Below are 17,893 nucleotides of genomic sequence, written 5' to 3'. Positions count from 1 at the left end.
ATCAAATTCTTATGTTCTGAGATCTTAGGTCGAGCAATCGATAAACCGGACATTTCTATTTGGGGGTTACAACTGAATTTCGCATAAGAGATTTTATGTTAAATACGATATTGAAAATGCCTGTAGTTTAGGCATTTTCAATTCATATACTATTAATCTTAACCATAATCAGGGAAATTATCTCCAAAAACTTCTTTCCACTTATTTATAGATTTTTCCATTTTCTGATCATTCTCGAGCTGTCTAGCTTCATTCGAAAGTTGAGCAAATTTTTTAAATTTTTCACTCAATGAATACCTATCATAGTAGTCGAAATCATTGATATTAGTTTGAATATTTTTTGGATCAGCCACAGTATTAAGAATACTATTTGCTAAGTAGTTAAAAACATTCTCTAGTTCTAAGTCAACATACTTTGAACATGCATCATTCGATTTACTTGCATAGTAGTACAAGATCATAGCTTCTAATAAATACGATCCGATGTTTATTCTTTTTTCTTGTTTCCAGTACTTCAATATGCGAATTACATTCAAAACATTACCAGATTGATTTTGATTGACGGTTGATAACCTATCTCGATCAAGTCTAGGATCAGTTTTTTTCCAGCCTCCATTTCTATTAGGAATTAAATAATAAGTCTTCCCAAATATATCTGGCTTTGTGAAAAAACATGGAACAATATCGAAATTCCATGAATAGCTGACTAATTTTAGAGTCGCTGCTTCTCCATCTCTTTTTATCTCTGCTGAGGAATACTGGCTAATATTTCCTAATTCAGTTTTGAAAGCATTGGTAATTCTTGTAGAGCTTAAATAAGACGAATTTCTAGTATCTGCATAGTTTTTTAATTTACCTGTATAATTATCAGGAAAACAGAGACTTATATCATCCCAAGAATTCTCAGAGTAATAGCATCCATCAGCACTAATTCCAACCATTAAATCAATATCATCAAGAGGTCTCGTTTTTGTCTTTCTTGCAAATGAACCAAAAGCAATGTTTATATCGGGATATAAAATAGGGAAATTTAAATTTTTATCAGGAAATTTAGAAATTTGTTCTAGTAGCCAATCTCGACTAGATCTAGCATTAATTGATGTACTTGAATCTAAATTAACAATATCTTTTTGAAAAGTGTTGAAAGCACTTGTAACTGTTGTTGCCATATTTATCCTAATTCTCAAGTTCATCCTATAGATTAGGTTTAATTTTTAGATTTAAAGTATTAATTTTAATTAAATAAACATAAAAAAATCTTTATCAAAATTTAAATAAAACTTTGATAAAGATTTTATATAGTGGTCAAGCGGTTTTAAATATAGTATTAGGAGTGAGTATCAAGATACTGTTGCATCCGATCAGCAGATTCTTCTTCTTGATCATCCTTTCTTTTTTTATGTAACCAATTAGGAATAGGACGTGCAGACTTTCTATGATTATAAATAGCTGTTTGTAGCTGACGACATAGAGATAGGAAATCCACAGCAGGAGATGCATCGGATATAGTCATTTCTATTATATCGTCATTGATATCTCTCAAACGATCCATTTCTTTGATGGTGTCATTATGTTCAGTAATAATTTTATAGAAAAACAAGCAAATAGGTAATAATAGAAGTACAACATTTGTGATAAGGCTTCTTAATGTAAAATCATTAAAGACTCCTAATATGAACATCATTATTACAATAATGCATAGTGTTATTTTGGCGATAATAACAATATCCTTTCGTAAGGAGCTATCCCAATAAAGGTTTTGTTGTTGGCAAAACACTATGGCTTCTGGGTATTTAAAGGAAGCCGCTTTAATGGTATACCAATCCACAAAACCTGTATAATTTGGATTCTTCTTAATAAATTTTTTACTTTTATTAAGAATTAACCCAGTATCTGGCTTGCTGCCAACATTTATACTATCCCATGGTAGCCCAAAAACATCCGTATCGAATTTTTCTTGTATTTTTGCAGCATCTTCCTTCAATTTTTTTAGAAAATTACTATGTAATTCAACATAGATTGTTGTGATTACCCCTATACAAGCAGAAATATATCCGATATCTTTTTTCTCAAAATTAAGTAAATTTGAGAAAAAGTCATTATTCATAGCGAAAGTAATAAATGAAACAACGATTGGTAGAACGACACCAACTATCGCTATAAAAATCATCCAAAACTTTATATCAGAGTACATTTGTCGTTGAGCTTGAAGTTTTTTAATGTTTTCTGGTTTATTTTGTCGCTGAGATATAGTCATATTTTTACTCAATAACATTAAATTTTTTTAATGTCGTTTTATCTTTTAAATACTACTTAATCTAGAATAGATTAGTAAGGCCCCATAAATCTTGAGCCATTGAAGTGAATCATGTGAGATGGATTATCTGCTATCCACACTTCAGTTTCCCATGCAATAACACTGCTATATTTCGCATAAGTCTTGGTATCAGGAAAAGCCGAGACAAAAACTAAACCTGCTGTACAGCGTTGGAATAATGTATTTAATTCCCCATATCTTTTATGGTCTACAGGTCCATGACTGGTAACAGCTTCAATTAAAAATAGCCAATTTTTCTCAGGATTGTAGATAACAACATCTGGTAGTTTACCATGGTTGTCTAATTGAACACCTAAAGATGCTAGTAGATCAACATCAAAGAACCCATGTTTGTTACCTGTATCACCTGCATAAACTAATACTCCTCCAGGAACATATCGAGCACCAAAATCGGTGACAATATCCTTGATGAGCTGAGAATGGTCACCTGCTGAAAGTAGAATAGTTTGACCATCTGTTAATTGTAATGGGATCATATTCATTTCACGCTCTCGTGCATACATTTGAGCAAGAGTTTGTCTTTGCTGCAGGTAATTTTGTAGCATGATTGCATATTGCTCTGTTCCATAAGTTTGAAGAACTTGAAGCAAATTGGATTCAATTTGGTACACAGCTTTAGGGCTATTAACTGGTCTATCAGGTTTATCAGGGTTATAAAGACAAATTCCTGCTTCAATAAACTGGTGCATCGATTGTCTACGGAATGTCTCTCGTGTATTTGGAGCGTATTCTCTTTGATAGTGCTCTCGTGACCAGCTCATAATAGGTGTAATACCTACTAAAGGGTTACTTGCTTGGTTCCATAATTTTTCAGGTGTCATATCAAGTAAACAGAGTAGACAGAGAGCAGTACGTTCATTAAGTTGTTGGCGCGGCATGCCTAATTGGACAAGGATATCGTATGCTTGCTGCAGCTTTGTATCTTGATTATTCACTTAATCTCCCCGAGAAGGTTATCAATCTGCTTTTGATTCATTTTAATGTCGTATTTTTTGCCTAAAAGCTGCAAATTTTGAAGGGATGGATATTTCATGTTTCTGAGATCCGTCGCATTTACTTGAGTATGACCTGAGAAAATACGGAAATAGCTATCCAATAAGCTGCTATTCAGAAAACAAGCTAACCCCATTGCTGTTTCATAGTCAAAGCCTTGTTTTTTTATATGAAATACATTCCAACAGTTATCAAACCCGATCCATTTTGTATCAATCATATTGGGATCTATGACATTAGCAACAATTCGTCGTTTTTCTTCTTTAGAGCTGAATCGTCTGACAATCACGTAAAAGCCATTATTCGGTAGCAGCCATTTCTGTGAATCTGGTGTAACCCTAATAGCATTTGGCTTCTTATGCTCTTTTGGATATTGAAGTTGCTTATCTACGAAATGATGTGGGTAAAATAATGGAACAGCTCCATCTTGAGGCGATTGTTCTAAGAACTCTTTCATTCTGTGAGACACAATTGGTCCTGTGCTTACAGATATTCCCAATTCATTTAATGAAACGGCAAAAAACGTATTATTTTCTTCTTGAGGCTGCCCGTTCGTAGCAATGCGGATAAATAGTTCTGGATCATTAGGTTTAATGACTTCAACAAAAGGGACGGTTTTGCTTTGGTAGTCACGGAAGGTCTGGTCATTAGATTGAGAAATTTGAACGTCTGACTGCTGTTTACCTTTAATCAGTTTAATGATGATATTTTCTTGTAAAACATCATCATCTTTAAAAGCCATGTCTCTACTTTCGAAGATATGAATGTGTTCTATAGAACACTCCTTCAAAATTAATTCTCTGAATGGCTTGTAATAAGGACCATTGCAAAATGATCTTGGAATAATCGCTACAATTTGCCCATCTTGTTCCATGAGTTGAATTGTTAATGCAACAAATGCTGAATAAAGATTAACGGTTTCAATTCCAACCTTTCTCAACTCTTTCCGATGTTCTGAATTGCTATTAATTTTTTTATATGGAGGGTTAATAATTGCATGAGTGTATCGCTCTCCTTTGTCAGAAGATATATTTTCAACAGCCCCTAAAATGAAGTCCTGAGCATAGATAGAAAAGTTAATATCTATAGCATGCATGTTAACTTCTAATTGTTCTCGCATGATGGGATCAATTTCCCAGAGATCTACTAACTTAATATTTTTAAGTTTTTTTGCAGCAGAAATGGTCAATGATCCTATGCCTGCTCCACAATCTAGAAGTTTTATCTTTTTTTTGTGATCGTCGAATAGGCTTGCCATATATTCAGCAATAACACTAGGCGTCATGAATTGCCCAAGTTCAGATTTTTTCTTGGGATTTAGCTTAGCATTCGTAGTCTTTCTTATGTGTTCGACAGTCATAAGATTCATGGTTTGTATTGCTGACCTAGTGAAACAAAAGTATCGTAAGTATAAACGGAAAAAGATGCTTATTTTTGATAGCTGTTTGATCTAGTTTTAAGTGCTATAAAATCCGTCATTCAATCAATTTTTTATAAACCTGATTTATAAATATCTGGGCAATAAAAAACCCCGGCATCCTGCCGGGGTTTCTCATATTCGGTTCTAGGTATAACGTCCTGTTGTACCTCACGATCCTTGCGTTAGAACATAAACATCCATTTTACGTTCCGGAACTTCCTGTTCCTGATGGACTAATCATATGAATTTTCAAGTATGTGAACTAGTAGTCATAGACTTGAATTAATGTGAGAAAATGCTTACAAAGATGATTAAAAACTGTCCCAGGTTTATCCGCAGGAAATGGGGATAATTTTAGATCCTGGGACGTTGAGAACATTGGAAAAACCGCAAAATTGACTACTTTTTAAACAAAATTATTGGCAAGAACTATCAAAACCGCTCATAAAAAAGCCGACTTGTTTCCAAGTCGGCTTTTCGGGTTTGCGCCCCCGATTTCTTATAGCATAACTTTTTGAAATATAACACTATTTATTTTGCATTTCGTATAAGCACCATTATGTTAAATGGATTTTAAAAGGCCTCATATTGAAGCCATTAGAGTATTAGTTGTTACTGCAAAATTGATATGTGAGCATGCCTAATACAGTAAATATCAGTGAGCCGATCACATGGATAGCTATCGTAGAAATTGCATACTCAAATTTTGAAGATTGTAATAAGCCCACCACTTCAACCGAGAAGGTTGAGAAGGTAGTCAATGCACCACAGAAGCCTGTTACGACAAATAATTTGTAATTGGGACTTAGAGAGCTATTTGAAAAAAATGATACTGCTAACCCGATAATGAAAGCACCGATCAAGTTAACCAGTACTGTCCCAAAAGGAATATTTTCAAAGACATTGTTAAATTTAAGACTTATACCCCAACGAAGCCAGGCACCAAATATAGAGCCAAGAGCTATTGATAGAAGGGAAAAATACATAGTGTATGCGCTCCAAAATAAAAGTAGAGCGCACACCTACGCACTCTACTTGGAAAGAGAGTTACGTAGGCATCATCAGCCAGAACTGGCGGTTTGTAAAAGGAGGAATACCATCTCCTTATAAGAGAAATTTTAAAACTATTTTTTGAAAGATCAACAATTTTTAAAATTAACACAATGGCTGTTATTCAAATAGGATTTGGAGGGACTATTTATTCTTTCAATAAGCAAACACTTGTGGAGTTTTTCTTAATTTGTCATCCTTGCGGCCAAGGGTGTCTAGCGTAGCTAAGGCAGGTATTCGTTATAGTCGGGCCGCTATAATACGGATGACGAGTGCCTGTATGTTTAACTTAAATATCTTTAATAAGATCTCTAGCGAAGTATTGACCATCAAAAATGATCTTGAGCTGAAATCTGAAAATCAACTGATAATCAAATATAAGACTTCTACTTCTGAAAATTATAAAAAAGCAATTATTTTGATCTTTAAAGAACGTGGCTATACCAGGTTGGAAATAGGTCAGTTACTTGAAGGACAATTCTAAAGATTTCCTAAAATTAACATAATACACCTTATACGAAGTCAAAAATGGGAGCTTATAGCTCCCATTTTTAGTCTTTAATGCGCTTTTTCGCTTCGTCATAAACTATGCTGTCAGCTCGTTTCCCAACGGTGATGAGCAAGATAACTACCTGATCATCTTTGACTTGATAAACTAGTCGGACTCCAGCCTTTAATAATTTAATTTTATAGCAGCCTGCCAGATCACCTCTGAGCATATTCTTGGGAATATGTGGCTGCTCTATGACCTTGGCAAGTTTCTTCTTAAATTGATCTCTTATAGCACTAGGAAGCTTTTCCCATTCAGCTGTGAAGTCCTTATGACGTAAAAGCTTATAAGTCATCTAAAGTAATTTCCTCGAACATTTCTTTAGGATCATTAATACGTTTACGAACAATCGCTAATAGCTCGGTATCCTCTTCTGAGAGTAAGGCTTTTTGTACAGGGAGTTTCCCAGTCGCTGCAATGTATTCAAGGACATTTGTAAAAAACTCAGTAGGTGCAATACCTTGTTCTCTAAGAACTGAATAAGATTTTTCTTTAAGGGCTTCATCGACCCTGAAGTTAACAGTAGCCATCACTTTTCCCATTTATTGAATGTATGGAAATATTGTAATGCAAATTGCATTACATGGCTAGTTCGTATAATCGCCATTATGTTAAATAACTTTTAGAAGCTTTAGTACAAGCTTGACAGATTGTCTTATCATTATAAAATAACCTTATTCAAATCATCCTCCCAAGAGTAACGCCAATGAAGTAAGTCATTTTCTCATCATTATTTTTAAACTTTTGATGTGCAAAATAGATTCTACTTGTGGCTATATATTCTTGGTCTCTACTTTATATCCTAAATAATATATTGTTTTTTATAAGTTAATCTTCACTATTTTGCATATCCTCTACATGAGGAATTTTTTATGCAACATGCATGTATTGCTTCAAACTTAAATTTAGAATTTTCTACACAGAAAATGTTTGATCAGCTAAACATTACGCTTTTATCAGGACAGGTTTCTGCATTAATTGGACGTAATGGTTTAGGTAAATCCCTATTGTTCAGAATATTAGATCAAAGCCAAGCTTTAGATATTCATTATAGTGGTCAAGTTTCATGGAATATCCAACATGATTATTTGGCACAATTAGAACGCCTTAATGCTGAAAATATTGCACAAGCATTAGAGGTAGATCATTTACATCATGCTTTTCGGCGTATAGAGAACAATACAGCTAGTTTTGATGATTATGAGTTAGTTGAAAATACCTGGGATTTACCACAAAAATGGCAAAATATACTTGAAAATGCTGACTTACCTACGGATTTGAACTTTCCAACAGAAAAACTGAGTGAAGGACAAAAAACAAAGCTGGCTTTATGTCGTTTGTTTTTAAAAAAGGATCACTATCTACTTTTAGATGAACCAAGCAACCATTTAGACTCAACATCTAGACAATGGTTAATTGAGAGTATTTTGGCACACCCTAGTGGTGTATGCCTGATTAGTCATGATCGCCAATTACTCAATCAAGTCCAACATATTTATGCTTTAACTGAATTAGGCTTACAACACTACAAAGGTAATTATGAGCATTACATTCAACAGCATCAGCTACACATGGATGCATTAACTCAGTCTATTAATAATGAGAAAAAAGAATTAAAGCAGTTAAAACAACGGCAACATGATAGCTTAATGAAAGCGAATAAACGTCAATCTAAAGGCAATGAACTTCGTGATTCTAATTCTCAAGCAAAGACTGTTCTAGATTTCAAAAAGGAAAATGCTGGACAAAGCTTAGGTAAGCTACGTGCCCAACAAACTCGACAAACTGATGATTTGAAAAATAGTCTGATTAATAGGCAGACCATTGTAGAAAAAATCAAAGCTCAGAAGTTTGAATTCCACTTACAGAGTACGAAGCAAGGAGAGATTTTAAGAATTCATGATTTAAAGCTACCCCATACAGCAACAAATAAAATTAATTTTGCATTGAAAGCTGGCGAAAAAATCCATCTTAAAGGTGCTAATGGAATTGGTAAATCAACCTTATTGAAATTGATTTCTACCCATCAACGTGATGATATTTTCTTTAGTGGAACATGTTTGTATTTAGATCAAAACTTTAGTTTATTAAATAATGATTTATCCGTAATCGAAAACCTTGCACTTTATAACTCCAATCTTACTGAAGTTGAGTGGAGAAATTTGTTAGGTCAGTTACGTATTCGTCGTGAAAAAGCTTTATTAAAACTATCAGAACTGAGTGGTGGTGAAAAATTGAAAGTCGCATTATTAGCAATGAGTCACTATCCTGATGGTATTGATTTATTATTGCTTGATGAACCAGAAAATCATTTAGATATTGAGTCTAGAGAGCTTCTATCGCAGGCTATTAGCCAATATCAGGGCGCTGTAATTTTAGTTTCACATGATCATTTTTTTGTTGAACAGTGTGAAATATCTGAAGAGTATTTAATTGAGTAAAATGACATTTTCAAATATATAGATTTATTAGTTCTACTAAAATTAACATAATACACCTTATACGAAACTAACATAAAAATGGGAGCTTTAAGCTCCCATTTTTGCTGAGTTTTTCAATTTTTAGGTAGTAGCCTAGGCTTCAATAAATTACGCACCTAAACGCATTAACTTTTCTTGAATCGCATCACTGACAAAGGCATTTAGAGAATTACTTGATGCTAAAACCGCCTTACGGTGCAATTCAGGGCTAATACGGACATTAAAAGTGCCTTTGAATGGTTGATCAGGAGATTTTCCTAGTTCAGCACATGATTCTAAATAGCCGTCTACAGATTCCTGAAAAGCTTTCTCAAGGGCTTTTAAAGTTTCCGCTTCATAGGTAATAAGATCACGAATAAAAGCAAGTTTTCCAAATAACTCACCTGTTTCAAGATCAGGCTCAATTGTTCCGAGATAACCTTTGTACTTTAAATAGCTCATAAAAATCCCTCCTGCTTGAGTGCCTGTTTTACAGCTTTCAATGCCCCACCTTTGATTTCATTTTCAGGGTGTGGTCTATGCAGTAAAATCATATGTTCAGTTTTTTCATTAAAAAACCGAACACGAGAGCCTGCCATTTCAAATTTTTCATAGCCGAGCTGGCTCAGTAAAACGACTAAATCTTTATATGGAAACGTATTTTTTGAATTTCCAAATTTTTCCAATAACTTTTCCGTTTTACCCATATTTTAGCCCTACTCAGTTACGACTAAGTATAGTCCCTTGAAATTAAAAAATGCAACTAAATTTAGTTGCATTTCATATAACCACCATTATGTTAAATATGGGGATATCATGTAAGAAAAGAGTTGGTTTAGATAAGGTCAAGGTTAAAACAATATTTCTCGTAACATCGCTAATTCAGCATCATGACCATTTAAATTTTTATATTTTCTTTTTTGAATGTTTAAATGACGATTAGCAGGATGAGTCAAAGCGACAATATTTGAAATTACTTGATTTTCACAAAAATGAGCATGTTTTATAATTTGTATTTCAGCTTGATCTAAATCATTAAAACTTTTTACTTTTTTCCATTGGTCTAAATCAATAGATAACTGTGCTAATAAAGGAGGGACAAAGCGACCTAAAGTTATAATGGTTTGAGGTTGTTGTATTGATATTTGATATTCTAAAAAATCTAAACATTGTTTTTTAAAGCTACTGGACTTGGAACCAGGGAAAACACCAATATTTGATTGAGAATTCATTAATCCCATATAAGCATTTGTAAAATAACAACTCGTCAAATCGATATTAGCTTCTTGGAATAGTATTCTTAAATTTTTCCATGTAGGGCAAGCTAATGACTCGCTTCCTAATGCAAGTGATTTTTTAAATCCACTGACGTTATCAAAATTATGTCCTATAACCATGATTCCACCAATTCTTATATCGGTAATGTCATTTTCATATTTCCATAAACCATCTCCACCAGGAAAAAAAGATGTTCCCTCTATTCGATCAAATAGAGGTACAACACCTTCAGGATATGTTTCATTATCGAATTCTTTTAATTTATTAAAAATTTTATCTATAGCTCTCAATTTATATTTTCCCTAAAATTAAAATAATAAACAATATAAAACATATATTTATATTGTTTATTACGAGCTTAATAATTTGCTATTTTGTCTTTTTTAAGCGGACATATAAGTTCTTATGATCACTGGTACTGGTTGGTCTTTCTTCTACATCAAAAACTTTTGTATATGATTTCACTAAATCTCCAAGTTTTTTAAAACCATATGTACGAGGGTCAAAATCAACTTGTAGAAGTTTCCACTGTGAGCCTAAAGAAGCTACAGTAATCCATTCAGTATCATGTGCATCAAAAACTTGTTTGATTTTATCTAATGGCAAATTAGAGCTAGTTTGAGACTTAGTTTGACTAGCATCTTTATTACTTGTATTAGCTATTTCTTTCTTAATAGTTGATGGTTCTTCTTTTACTTGAACTATAGGAGGTTGAGCAGGTGCTTCGTAACCAGTTAAGTTTTCAACATAAGTGAAGTGTGAACAAGCATTACGAAATGCTTCAGGAGTTTGTTTTTTCCCGAATCCATATACCGTTGCTCCTTGTTCTTTTATACGAATAGCTAAAGCAGTGAAATCGCTATCACTAGATACGATAGCAAATCCATCTATGCGATCTGTATAGAGCAAGTCCATTGCATCGATAATCATAAAACCGTCAGTAGCATTTTTCCCTGTTGTATAAGCAAATTGTTGCATTGGTTTAATAGCTAAGTTGTTAATTGCTTGCTTCCAACTACCATTTTGATTAACGAAATTTCCATATATACGTTTTACTGTTGCTTCACCGTACTTGGTTAGCTCATTTAGAATATTTTCGATATCTTTGGCTGACGCATTATCTGCATCTATCAGTACGGCTAATTTTGATGTTTTTTCTTCTGTTAAATTGAAGATTGTTTTTGATACAGCCAAAGTCTTTACCCCAAGATATTAAAATAAATGAAGATTATAGCTTTTATTGTTTAATGAGATTCTATTTTTACAAGGAAAAATAAAGATTTAGCTTATTTGAAATTAATAAGTTTCGCTAAAATTAACATAATACACCTTATACGAAATGTGTTATAATTTACTTTGAAATTCATATACTTATTTCAAAGTTTATAGCCCGAACATCCCTGTTCGGGCTTTTTTTATGATTTTTCACGTTCCACGCTTAACTTTTGAGCAATGTTCCACGGGGTTAATTAGCCCAGGTGAACAGTCCCATCAGCCATACGGCTTAAAGAAGCGGCTCCAAAAGCCTCTTTTTTCTGGTTCAGGCTCTACGTGTTCAGGAACAGGAATTCGCTTGTTTTCAAGAGTAGTCAATCCGTCATAGTTCGGCTCTGGCTCTAACCGAGGATCTGTTGCTATATCCTGATTAGATTTCTGATCGGTAAACGTAGTCATATTGGCTTTTGGGGCTTCTAATAGACGTTGCATAGCTTCAATCTGTTCTTGATAAAACGATTCACGTTCTAGTGATTGATTTTCTCTCTGCACTGCCTGATTTAATTGTTTTTCTAGTATGTCAACTTGACGTTTTAATAAGTCAACTTCTGTTAAGTTTTGACTGTTAGTTGATTGACTTTGGTTGACAGTAGAGTTGTTTTTTTGTGGCTCTCCAAAGACCCTCAAAGCCTCTGAAAAGTCAATCAATCCATCAGATCCTTTTGATAAATTTCCTTTATTTATATGGGCATAAATAGCCTGTCTAGAGTATCCATATAGTTTTGCTAGTTCTGAAACTGACAGTTTTTTCATCATGTAAACCAGTTTTCAATTTGTGTTAATACTTGACTGTTAACTTTACAATGTCAATTAACAACGTCATTGAAACCCTACTTTTTTTAGTAAAGGAATTAACTCCTTAAATTTCTCTGAATCTTGCAGCATTTCAGCGATGCGTATAGCAAATTGTTGATAGCTTTCTGTGCCTTGGGAATACTTACTCATCTCAGGAAGTTCGGAGAGTTTATTGGCAAATAGGTGGCATTGTTTATCGGTCATTTTTGAAAAAAGATCGATAGTGTCTAGATCCCGCTTATTCTCTAGTGACTTAGCAGCTGATTTTTTTTGTTTAAAGTTGAAAGAGAAACCCGAGATCGAGCGACCTTTTTTATGTTGTTGATAAGTTACTTTAATATCTGTTTTTTCATTAATGTCATTAATAGCTAGATCAAGAACTCTTTTTTTAAAATCGCTCATTAATTTATATTGATTTTCTTCGATTCCAAGCTGTGCACGAAAGTCTTCTAAATTAATGATGGGGGTTTTTTCTGTACTTCTCCATTGAATCAATAATTCATAGAGTCTACTTGAATACACACTTTTTAATTGTGCTGTTTGGCTCAAAAGATATTGAGTAAAAAATTCTTTTACCCCATTGATACGGCTGATGCCTTGAACAACAGCAGGCGTAAAAACAATTTCTATGGCACCTTCATTGTCCAAATATTTAACTTGAGAAATCCAACGACTTTTTACAAGTTTTCCATCTTCATCAAAAAAGCTGAATCGGCGATTAAATAGGGTTTCTTCCGCTTCCTTCATTCTCATATAAGCATTTTGTCGAGTAGTACCAAATACATCGGCATAACGTAATGCATCTATTCTTAGAGGCATGTCTGTAGTTAATCCTGTACCAGTGTCTCTGGCATCTACAATAGCCAATTGAACAATATGAAATTCTGCTAGGGAAAGTACTTGAAATGCTTGATTCAAACGATTTGTTTTAACTACAAGATCTTTTTTCATGTGGTAATTAAACGTCTTTATATGAGTTATTAATAGCTTTAAAAGACATATTAATTCAAATCATTTAAAAGACAAGTATTAATTTGTCTTTTAATGACAATTAAACGTCTTTGTATTGGTAATTAAACGTCTTTGTATTGGTAATTAAACGTCTTTGTATTGGTAATTAAACGTCTTTATATATACTCTGAAAACATTGAACTATAAGGCTTATAGCAAGTTGAAAAGCATTTAAAAACCTTAAAATAATTAAAAGCCCAACTTATGAAAAATTGCCCTTGGTTTTCGCTACGCTCAAACTCTATTGAACTTCGCTTTCGCTCAGTTCGTTGGGGCAATTTTATGGCTAATCTCTTTGTGAATTTGATAAAAAGCAAAAGCAGCTCGGAATTCGCTTCGCTCATAGTACTTTTTTGCTCGCTTCGCTCGATCTAGAATCAAAAAATTGCAACTATTCAGATCATTTTTAGTATTTAGATTTAAAAAAAATGTTTTTCAGGGAGTCTAGGCGCAATTTTTGGTATGTTCGCTCGTAGACACTCGCTCTGATATAGCGATTAAAAGCAAAAAATAGGGGGTATGCGCGTTTTTTCACTGATTACCAAGAATCCCTATATTAAATAGAAAAAATGGCTTAAAACGCAAATGAGCGCAAAATGGAAAGCAGTTTATAGTCGTACTCAGGACTTTGATCTCAGTTATTTATGTGTGATGAGGGACACACAGATTTTTAATTTCGTTCAGCAGAATCGACTGCGTCAGGATTTTTTTAAGTGAGCTCCCCACTAACCGTTTTTAAAAAGTCGGATCAAAGACTTTGATTTGACTTGTTTTCTCAAGGTTCTTGGAATTTCTGGATCCGATGCCACTCGAATCTGATTTTCTAGGTCGATTTTTACAAATGTGGTTTGAGGGTTTAGACCGCCAAGCCTATGAAGTTGCCAAACTTCATCCTCAAACCACATTCTTCCAATTTTCTTACACACTCCAACTTAATGGTGTGTCCTTTCGTTACTCATTTCAACGCTCGCCTTTCACTCGAATTGAAATGCTTCCTCTGCCATTACAGCAAAGCCCTACTAAGTCACTCTCCCACAGTTCTGTTTTTTCGGAAGTTGCCTCCGATTGAATGAAAACCTCTTCAAATTAAAGAGAAATTTTCAAGCAATACGGCTTCAAACAAAACTGCTTCCCAAGTTAGTATTAAAACAGTTGTTTTCAGTTGCCTGAAAACTGGCAGAACCCGTGCCGATCTCCTACATACAACACCTACATTCCTATCTCCCCCGATCGCAGTTCCAAGTCGTATCAGGTTTATACAATGCAATATGTAGTTAATAATCATCCACGTTCACGCCTTACCCATATCGACATACACAGCCTAAAAGCACCATGTTGACGACCTTACAGGCTTGAGCTATCCATTGATCTCGACAGCAAAACAGAATGTCTTCCGACAAATTCACTGTTCCACCTAAAATCGAGTACCGATTGCGCCAGCTTTCGCCTTGCAACCCTGACACCTCACGATGCCCTCAAAAGCCCACCTGTGGGTATAACCTACGCCCTTGTCTTTATTTTTGTTTTTGACTTGAAGCGTCTGGTTATCAGCTATTCACGAGGTTACTCATTCCGTGAGTCCTCTGACTGTCTGTTTTAATACAGGGTTTCGGCCCTTTCAGCCTAGGAGGGAAGTTACTCCCACCGCCACGTCACCGTGATCCCGTGTCCTTGTCGCCCAACTGACCTCCACCTTGGGAGTGGAGGGTGTTCATTCATCAAAATGAGTGAACAGGTAGAAAGCGGGAGTCACACCCGCCAGCCCCTAGTGTAGCCGCGCCAGCTAGAGTTTCCTCACGCACGCAGCTTCACCACTAAAGCTTCTCAAAGACTGGCAATCCTCAAGAAGGGGGAGTGTGTCTGATTCATGGGTAGGCAACCCAGGAACCAAACAGAAAAGAATTGGCTCATGGATTGGCAGTCCACGCAAAAAATCAAAGACCCTAAAAGTTTTATATTTGATCAAGTTGCGGTCGTCAAGCCCATTTTGGGGAACTGCTATTTATAGAATCTCCGAAGGTGATTCGCAATCATTCTTAAAGTCTCAAAAATTGCATTTTTGAGACTTTAAGAATTTCTTATAGAATTTTTAATAAATATCTTTTATAAATCTCTTATAGAATCACTTTATTAAAATCACTTTAAGAGTAATAAAAAAATGATTTATTACAGCTATGTTCCTAAAGATTTTACAAAACATGTCATGGGAATGATGACGAACGAATATGATCTTGTTTCTAAGAAATTCATATTGAATATGAATACTGATGAAGCAAGCCGTATGATTTCAAAATGGATTGAGCGTTATCATTTACTGGAAACAGCCCAACAAACCTATCGAAGAAGATTGAACAGTGAGCCAGTTTTTAGCTTGCTGGTTCATTTCACTTATAGTTATTTACCAGGACTGAGTGAGAGTGAATGCTGGGAAAAATTTGATAAAAATGAACCTGCTTTTTTGGTGCAAGTAGATGCTTACCTGTTTTGTCGAACCAGTGATGCTTTCTTATTGGATGAAAAAACTCAAAAAGTTTTGAGCAAAACAGACAAACAAGATTTATTGAAGATTAACCGTAAAATCTTTGAGATCTGTCCAAGTTCAGAGTCTTTTAGTTACATTGGTGAGGTTAATCCAATCAGCTGTGGTAGATATGAACTGGTACGTCTGACCAAGCCGAAGAAAAGCATTAAAGAGCTTCAAGCCAAGAATTGGACCAATGAAAAACATGTCACAGATTGGACTTGGCGTTTGACTGATAAAGCCTATAAGGAACAACTAGAACAAGGGAAAAGGGTCGTTTTGCGGTTTCAGAGCCTGATTGAAAAAAATGCCAGTCTGGATGAGAAGAAAGCCTATTTTGAACGCCATTTCCGGGCCTTGGAGGGCTATTTAGGCTACCGTGGGGTACGTCAGCAGATCGGAAATTTGTATCACCTAGAAAAACGCTTATTCAAGGATAAATATAATCAGCCCTGGTTTGATCATGGTGCCCGGACTTTAAAACTTTCATATATGAAAAAACTGAAAAGTCCGATTGTAAATAATTCATCATATCAAGAAGCAGAAGCTCATTTTAGGAGTGTATTAACGGAAGATCTCAACAAAAAATACGAAAAATGGAAGGCGAAGTCCAATAAAACCGAGGTATAGGATGTTTTTTAAATCAATCTCAATTAACAATGGTGATAACTCATGCAGAAATATCCTGATGATTATTATCTCAGCCGCCAAGAAATTGACGATTTGAGAGCTGAGGCTAAACACGCGGCAAAATATATGAAAGCTTTTTTCGATTTTAAGACCGAAGCTCGTTATTCATTTAGTGTGACATGGTCCGCCCAAGACGGAGAATTTATTGGGTTATGCGCTGAATTTCCGTCGCTATCCTGGCTAGATCCAGACCGTGATAAAGCACGCTCAGGCATTGAGAGACTTGTCTTTGATGTATTACAAGACATGAGTTCCACTGGAGAAGCCATACCTTAATATTTTTGAAAAAATTCCTGATTCCGCTGGATGTATTCATTTAGATTATTTGAATCTAAGCCGAATATTTGAAGTTTTTTTATCGACATATTTGAAAAGAAGCAGTACACAATGTGCATTATCCCAGGTGCCAACGCTTCCATTTTGATAACCGGAAATAGAGCAGTCGTGTCCGTAACGAGAATTTCTAATGTGAAACGATTAAAAAAATAGATGAAAAAAGTCACCAGACTCAACAAAGTCAAAAGTGCATAGGCTTTAACACAAGCCTTGCAGTGCTTATTCATTTTTTCCAGTTTCTGAAAAGTTATAGGATTCATTTTGCTCTCTAGGCAGTTAAATTTTTAAGTGAAGAAATTTCTACCGATTCTAAATATCCAGGATTAAAAAAGGGAAAAAATTTCTGTTAGATGATCCCGTGCTTTGTAAAAAAAATATCAAAATTATAAAGAGTTGAATTCTATTAATACATTGAAATTAAACATAATTTTTAATATCGACACACATGATAGCTACCTAATGGAGCTAATTTAGGTAGCTATGATGTGTGATGCTAAGCTTTAAATTTTTTATAAAATATAAGCATTTGATTTTAAATATTATTTTGTTTATGTGGCAAAAATAAAACTCAAACATTAATATTTATAAGTTATTGAAATTAAATATAAAATTCAGATCACACATAATACCTACCTTGATGTGGAAAGAAGCTATTGTGTGTGTCGATCAGAGCATTATATGTAGAAAGGTCTCTAGTTCTTTATCCTGTCTACCCGACTTGTAATATGATTCATATATCAGCTAATTGGGAGTACGGCACTATGTCAACAGTAGATCTAATTGATGAAGATGACAATGAATCAGGTATTGCTGCCAAAGCTGCAAATGTACTTCGAGACCGCTTTAGTGCCGCAGCGCAAAGAGGAACAGTGCTGTATGTAGAAAATGATAATTTAATGAGTAAAACACCGAATGGTGTGCCAATTTTGGTTAAACACTTGGACGGCCGGAATCCTGACCTTGCTTACCGACTTGCTGGGCGACGAACTTTTAAAATTAAAAAACGTAAAATTAATTCGAATTGAGGCAGGCTTTTACTCCCATTCGATCGAATTTCGAATAAGAGATGTTCTGTAAATTTAGAGTACACCCTAAAGTAACGTCATGGCGACCCCAATCCTGAACCTAAAATCAATGTCTTAGAAGCCGTGGAACATCAATTTTTGTATGTTCAAAG

At 34.6% G+C, this 17,893-nt stretch carries 19 protein-coding genes and 1 riboswitch; of the genes, 5 read left to right on the top strand and 14 right to left on the bottom strand.

The window, feature by feature from the left end:
• Positions 1-158: 158 nt before the first annotated feature.
• The 5 genes from ACE01T_RS14940 to crcB form a co-directional block, all read right to left on the bottom strand.
• Positions 159-1,169 (bottom strand): nucleotidyltransferase, encoded by a 1,011-nt coding sequence (locus ACE01T_RS14940; protein ID WP_395519577.1) that lies wholly within the window; start codon positions 1,167-1,169, stop codon positions 159-161.
• 158 nt (positions 1,170-1,327) lie between these two features.
• Positions 1,328-2,257, bottom strand: a complete 930-nt coding sequence (locus ACE01T_RS14935) for an S-4TM family putative pore-forming effector (RefSeq protein ID WP_395519575.1) — start codon at positions 2,255-2,257, stop codon at positions 1,328-1,330.
• Positions 2,258-2,328: 71 nt separating this feature from the next.
• On the bottom strand, positions 2,329-3,273 hold the full coding sequence (locus tag ACE01T_RS14930; RefSeq protein ID WP_395519574.1) for a BsuBI/PstI family type II restriction endonuclease: 945 nt from the start codon (positions 3,271-3,273) through the stop codon (positions 2,329-2,331).
• Positions 3,270-4,700, bottom strand: a complete 1,431-nt coding sequence (locus ACE01T_RS14925; protein ID WP_395519573.1) for an Eco57I restriction-modification methylase domain-containing protein — start codon at positions 4,698-4,700, stop codon at positions 3,270-3,272. The genes ACE01T_RS14930 and ACE01T_RS14925 overlap by 4 nt, the downstream gene beginning before the upstream one ends.
• A gap of 656 nt (positions 4,701-5,356) precedes the next feature.
• Positions 5,357-5,737 carry a fluoride efflux transporter CrcB gene (crcB, locus tag ACE01T_RS14920; RefSeq protein ID WP_395519572.1) on the bottom strand — a complete coding sequence of 127 codons (381 nt, stop codon included), beginning with the start codon at positions 5,735-5,737 and terminating at the stop codon, positions 5,357-5,359.
• A 59-nt stretch (positions 5,738-5,796) separates the two neighbouring features.
• A riboswitch (Fluoride riboswitch) is annotated at positions 5,797-5,864 on the bottom strand.
• A gap of 217 nt (positions 5,865-6,081) precedes the next feature.
• Here crcB and ACE01T_RS14915 point away from each other — a divergent pair.
• Entirely contained in the window at positions 6,082-6,285 is a 204-nt protein-coding gene (locus tag ACE01T_RS14915; RefSeq protein ID WP_180111839.1) for a hypothetical protein, read from the top strand.
• Between the two features lie 67 nt (positions 6,286-6,352).
• On the opposite strand, the gene ACE01T_RS14910 is transcribed toward ACE01T_RS14915, so the two are convergent.
• Positions 6,353-6,646, bottom strand: coding sequence for a type II toxin-antitoxin system RelE family toxin (locus ACE01T_RS14910; RefSeq protein ID WP_074947749.1), 294 nt, complete (start codon positions 6,644-6,646; stop codon positions 6,353-6,355).
• Positions 6,636-6,881, bottom strand: coding sequence for a type II toxin-antitoxin system RelB/DinJ family antitoxin (locus ACE01T_RS14905; RefSeq protein WP_111885987.1), 246 nt, complete (start codon positions 6,879-6,881; stop codon positions 6,636-6,638). The genes ACE01T_RS14910 and ACE01T_RS14905 overlap by 11 nt, the downstream gene beginning before the upstream one ends.
• Positions 6,882-7,223: 342 nt before the next feature.
• On the opposite strand from ACE01T_RS14905, the gene ACE01T_RS14900 reads away from it, so the two are divergent.
• Complete coding sequence (locus tag ACE01T_RS14900; protein ID WP_395519571.1) at positions 7,224-8,792, top strand: ATP-binding cassette domain-containing protein; 1,569 nt, start codon at positions 7,224-7,226, stop codon at positions 8,790-8,792.
• Between the two features lie 147 nt (positions 8,793-8,939).
• Here ACE01T_RS14900 and ACE01T_RS14895 read toward each other — a convergent pair whose 3' ends face one another.
• The 7 genes from ACE01T_RS14895 to ACE01T_RS14865 form a co-directional block, all read right to left on the bottom strand.
• Positions 8,940-9,272, bottom strand: coding sequence for a type II toxin-antitoxin system HicB family antitoxin (locus tag ACE01T_RS14895; RefSeq protein ID WP_004812232.1), 333 nt, complete (start codon positions 9,270-9,272; stop codon positions 8,940-8,942).
• Positions 9,269-9,517 (bottom strand): type II toxin-antitoxin system HicA family toxin, encoded by a 249-nt coding sequence (locus tag ACE01T_RS14890; RefSeq protein ID WP_004812233.1) that lies wholly within the window; start codon positions 9,515-9,517, stop codon positions 9,269-9,271. The genes ACE01T_RS14895 and ACE01T_RS14890 overlap by 4 nt, the downstream gene beginning before the upstream one ends.
• Before the next feature lie 144 nt (positions 9,518-9,661).
• Positions 9,662-10,378 (bottom strand): uracil-DNA glycosylase family protein, encoded by a 717-nt coding sequence (locus tag ACE01T_RS14885; RefSeq protein ID WP_120368271.1) that lies wholly within the window; start codon positions 10,376-10,378, stop codon positions 9,662-9,664.
• A gap of 79 nt (positions 10,379-10,457) precedes the next feature.
• On the bottom strand, positions 10,458-11,282 hold the full coding sequence (locus tag ACE01T_RS14880) for an NYN domain-containing protein (RefSeq protein WP_120368272.1): 825 nt from the start codon (positions 11,280-11,282) through the stop codon (positions 10,458-10,460).
• A gap of 297 nt (positions 11,283-11,579) precedes the next feature.
• A complete protein-coding gene (locus ACE01T_RS14875) occupies positions 11,580-12,116 on the bottom strand; it encodes a plasmid replication DNA-binding protein (RefSeq protein ID WP_395519570.1) in 537 nt (178 codons plus the stop codon).
• A 66-nt stretch (positions 12,117-12,182) separates the two neighbouring features.
• A complete protein-coding gene (repM, locus tag ACE01T_RS14870) occupies positions 12,183-13,109 on the bottom strand; it encodes a replication initiation protein RepM (RefSeq protein WP_146857201.1) in 927 nt (308 codons plus the stop codon).
• 1,358 nt (positions 13,110-14,467) lie between these two features.
• Positions 14,468-14,632 carry a hypothetical protein gene (locus tag ACE01T_RS14865; protein ID WP_395519568.1) on the bottom strand — a complete coding sequence of 55 codons (165 nt, stop codon included), beginning with the start codon at positions 14,630-14,632 and terminating at the stop codon, positions 14,468-14,470.
• A 794-nt stretch (positions 14,633-15,426) separates the two neighbouring features.
• Here ACE01T_RS14865 and ACE01T_RS14860 point away from each other — a divergent pair.
• The 3 genes from ACE01T_RS14860 to ACE01T_RS14850 all read left to right on the top strand — a co-directional run bounded on the left by ACE01T_RS14860 (position 15,427) and on the right by ACE01T_RS14850 (position 17,741).
• Positions 15,427-16,320 (top strand): hypothetical protein, encoded by an 894-nt coding sequence (locus ACE01T_RS14860; RefSeq protein WP_395519578.1) that lies wholly within the window; start codon positions 15,427-15,429, stop codon positions 16,318-16,320.
• Positions 16,321-16,446: 126 nt separating this feature from the next.
• On the top strand, positions 16,447-16,656 hold the full coding sequence (locus tag ACE01T_RS14855; RefSeq protein ID WP_171422344.1) for an antitoxin HicB: 210 nt from the start codon (positions 16,447-16,449) through the stop codon (positions 16,654-16,656).
• Between the two features lie 821 nt (positions 16,657-17,477).
• Positions 17,478-17,741 (top strand): hypothetical protein, encoded by a 264-nt coding sequence (locus ACE01T_RS14850; protein WP_395519567.1) that lies wholly within the window; start codon positions 17,478-17,480, stop codon positions 17,739-17,741.
• Positions 17,742-17,893 lie beyond the last annotated feature (152 nt).

It is taken from the genome of Acinetobacter uliginosus, assembly GCF_044130295.1.
In the GTDB taxonomy this organism is placed as follows: domain Bacteria; phylum Pseudomonadota; class Gammaproteobacteria; order Pseudomonadales; family Moraxellaceae; genus Acinetobacter.
The sequence above is the reverse complement of the archived record's forward strand: the minus strand, read 5'-3'. Positions and strand labels throughout refer to the sequence as shown.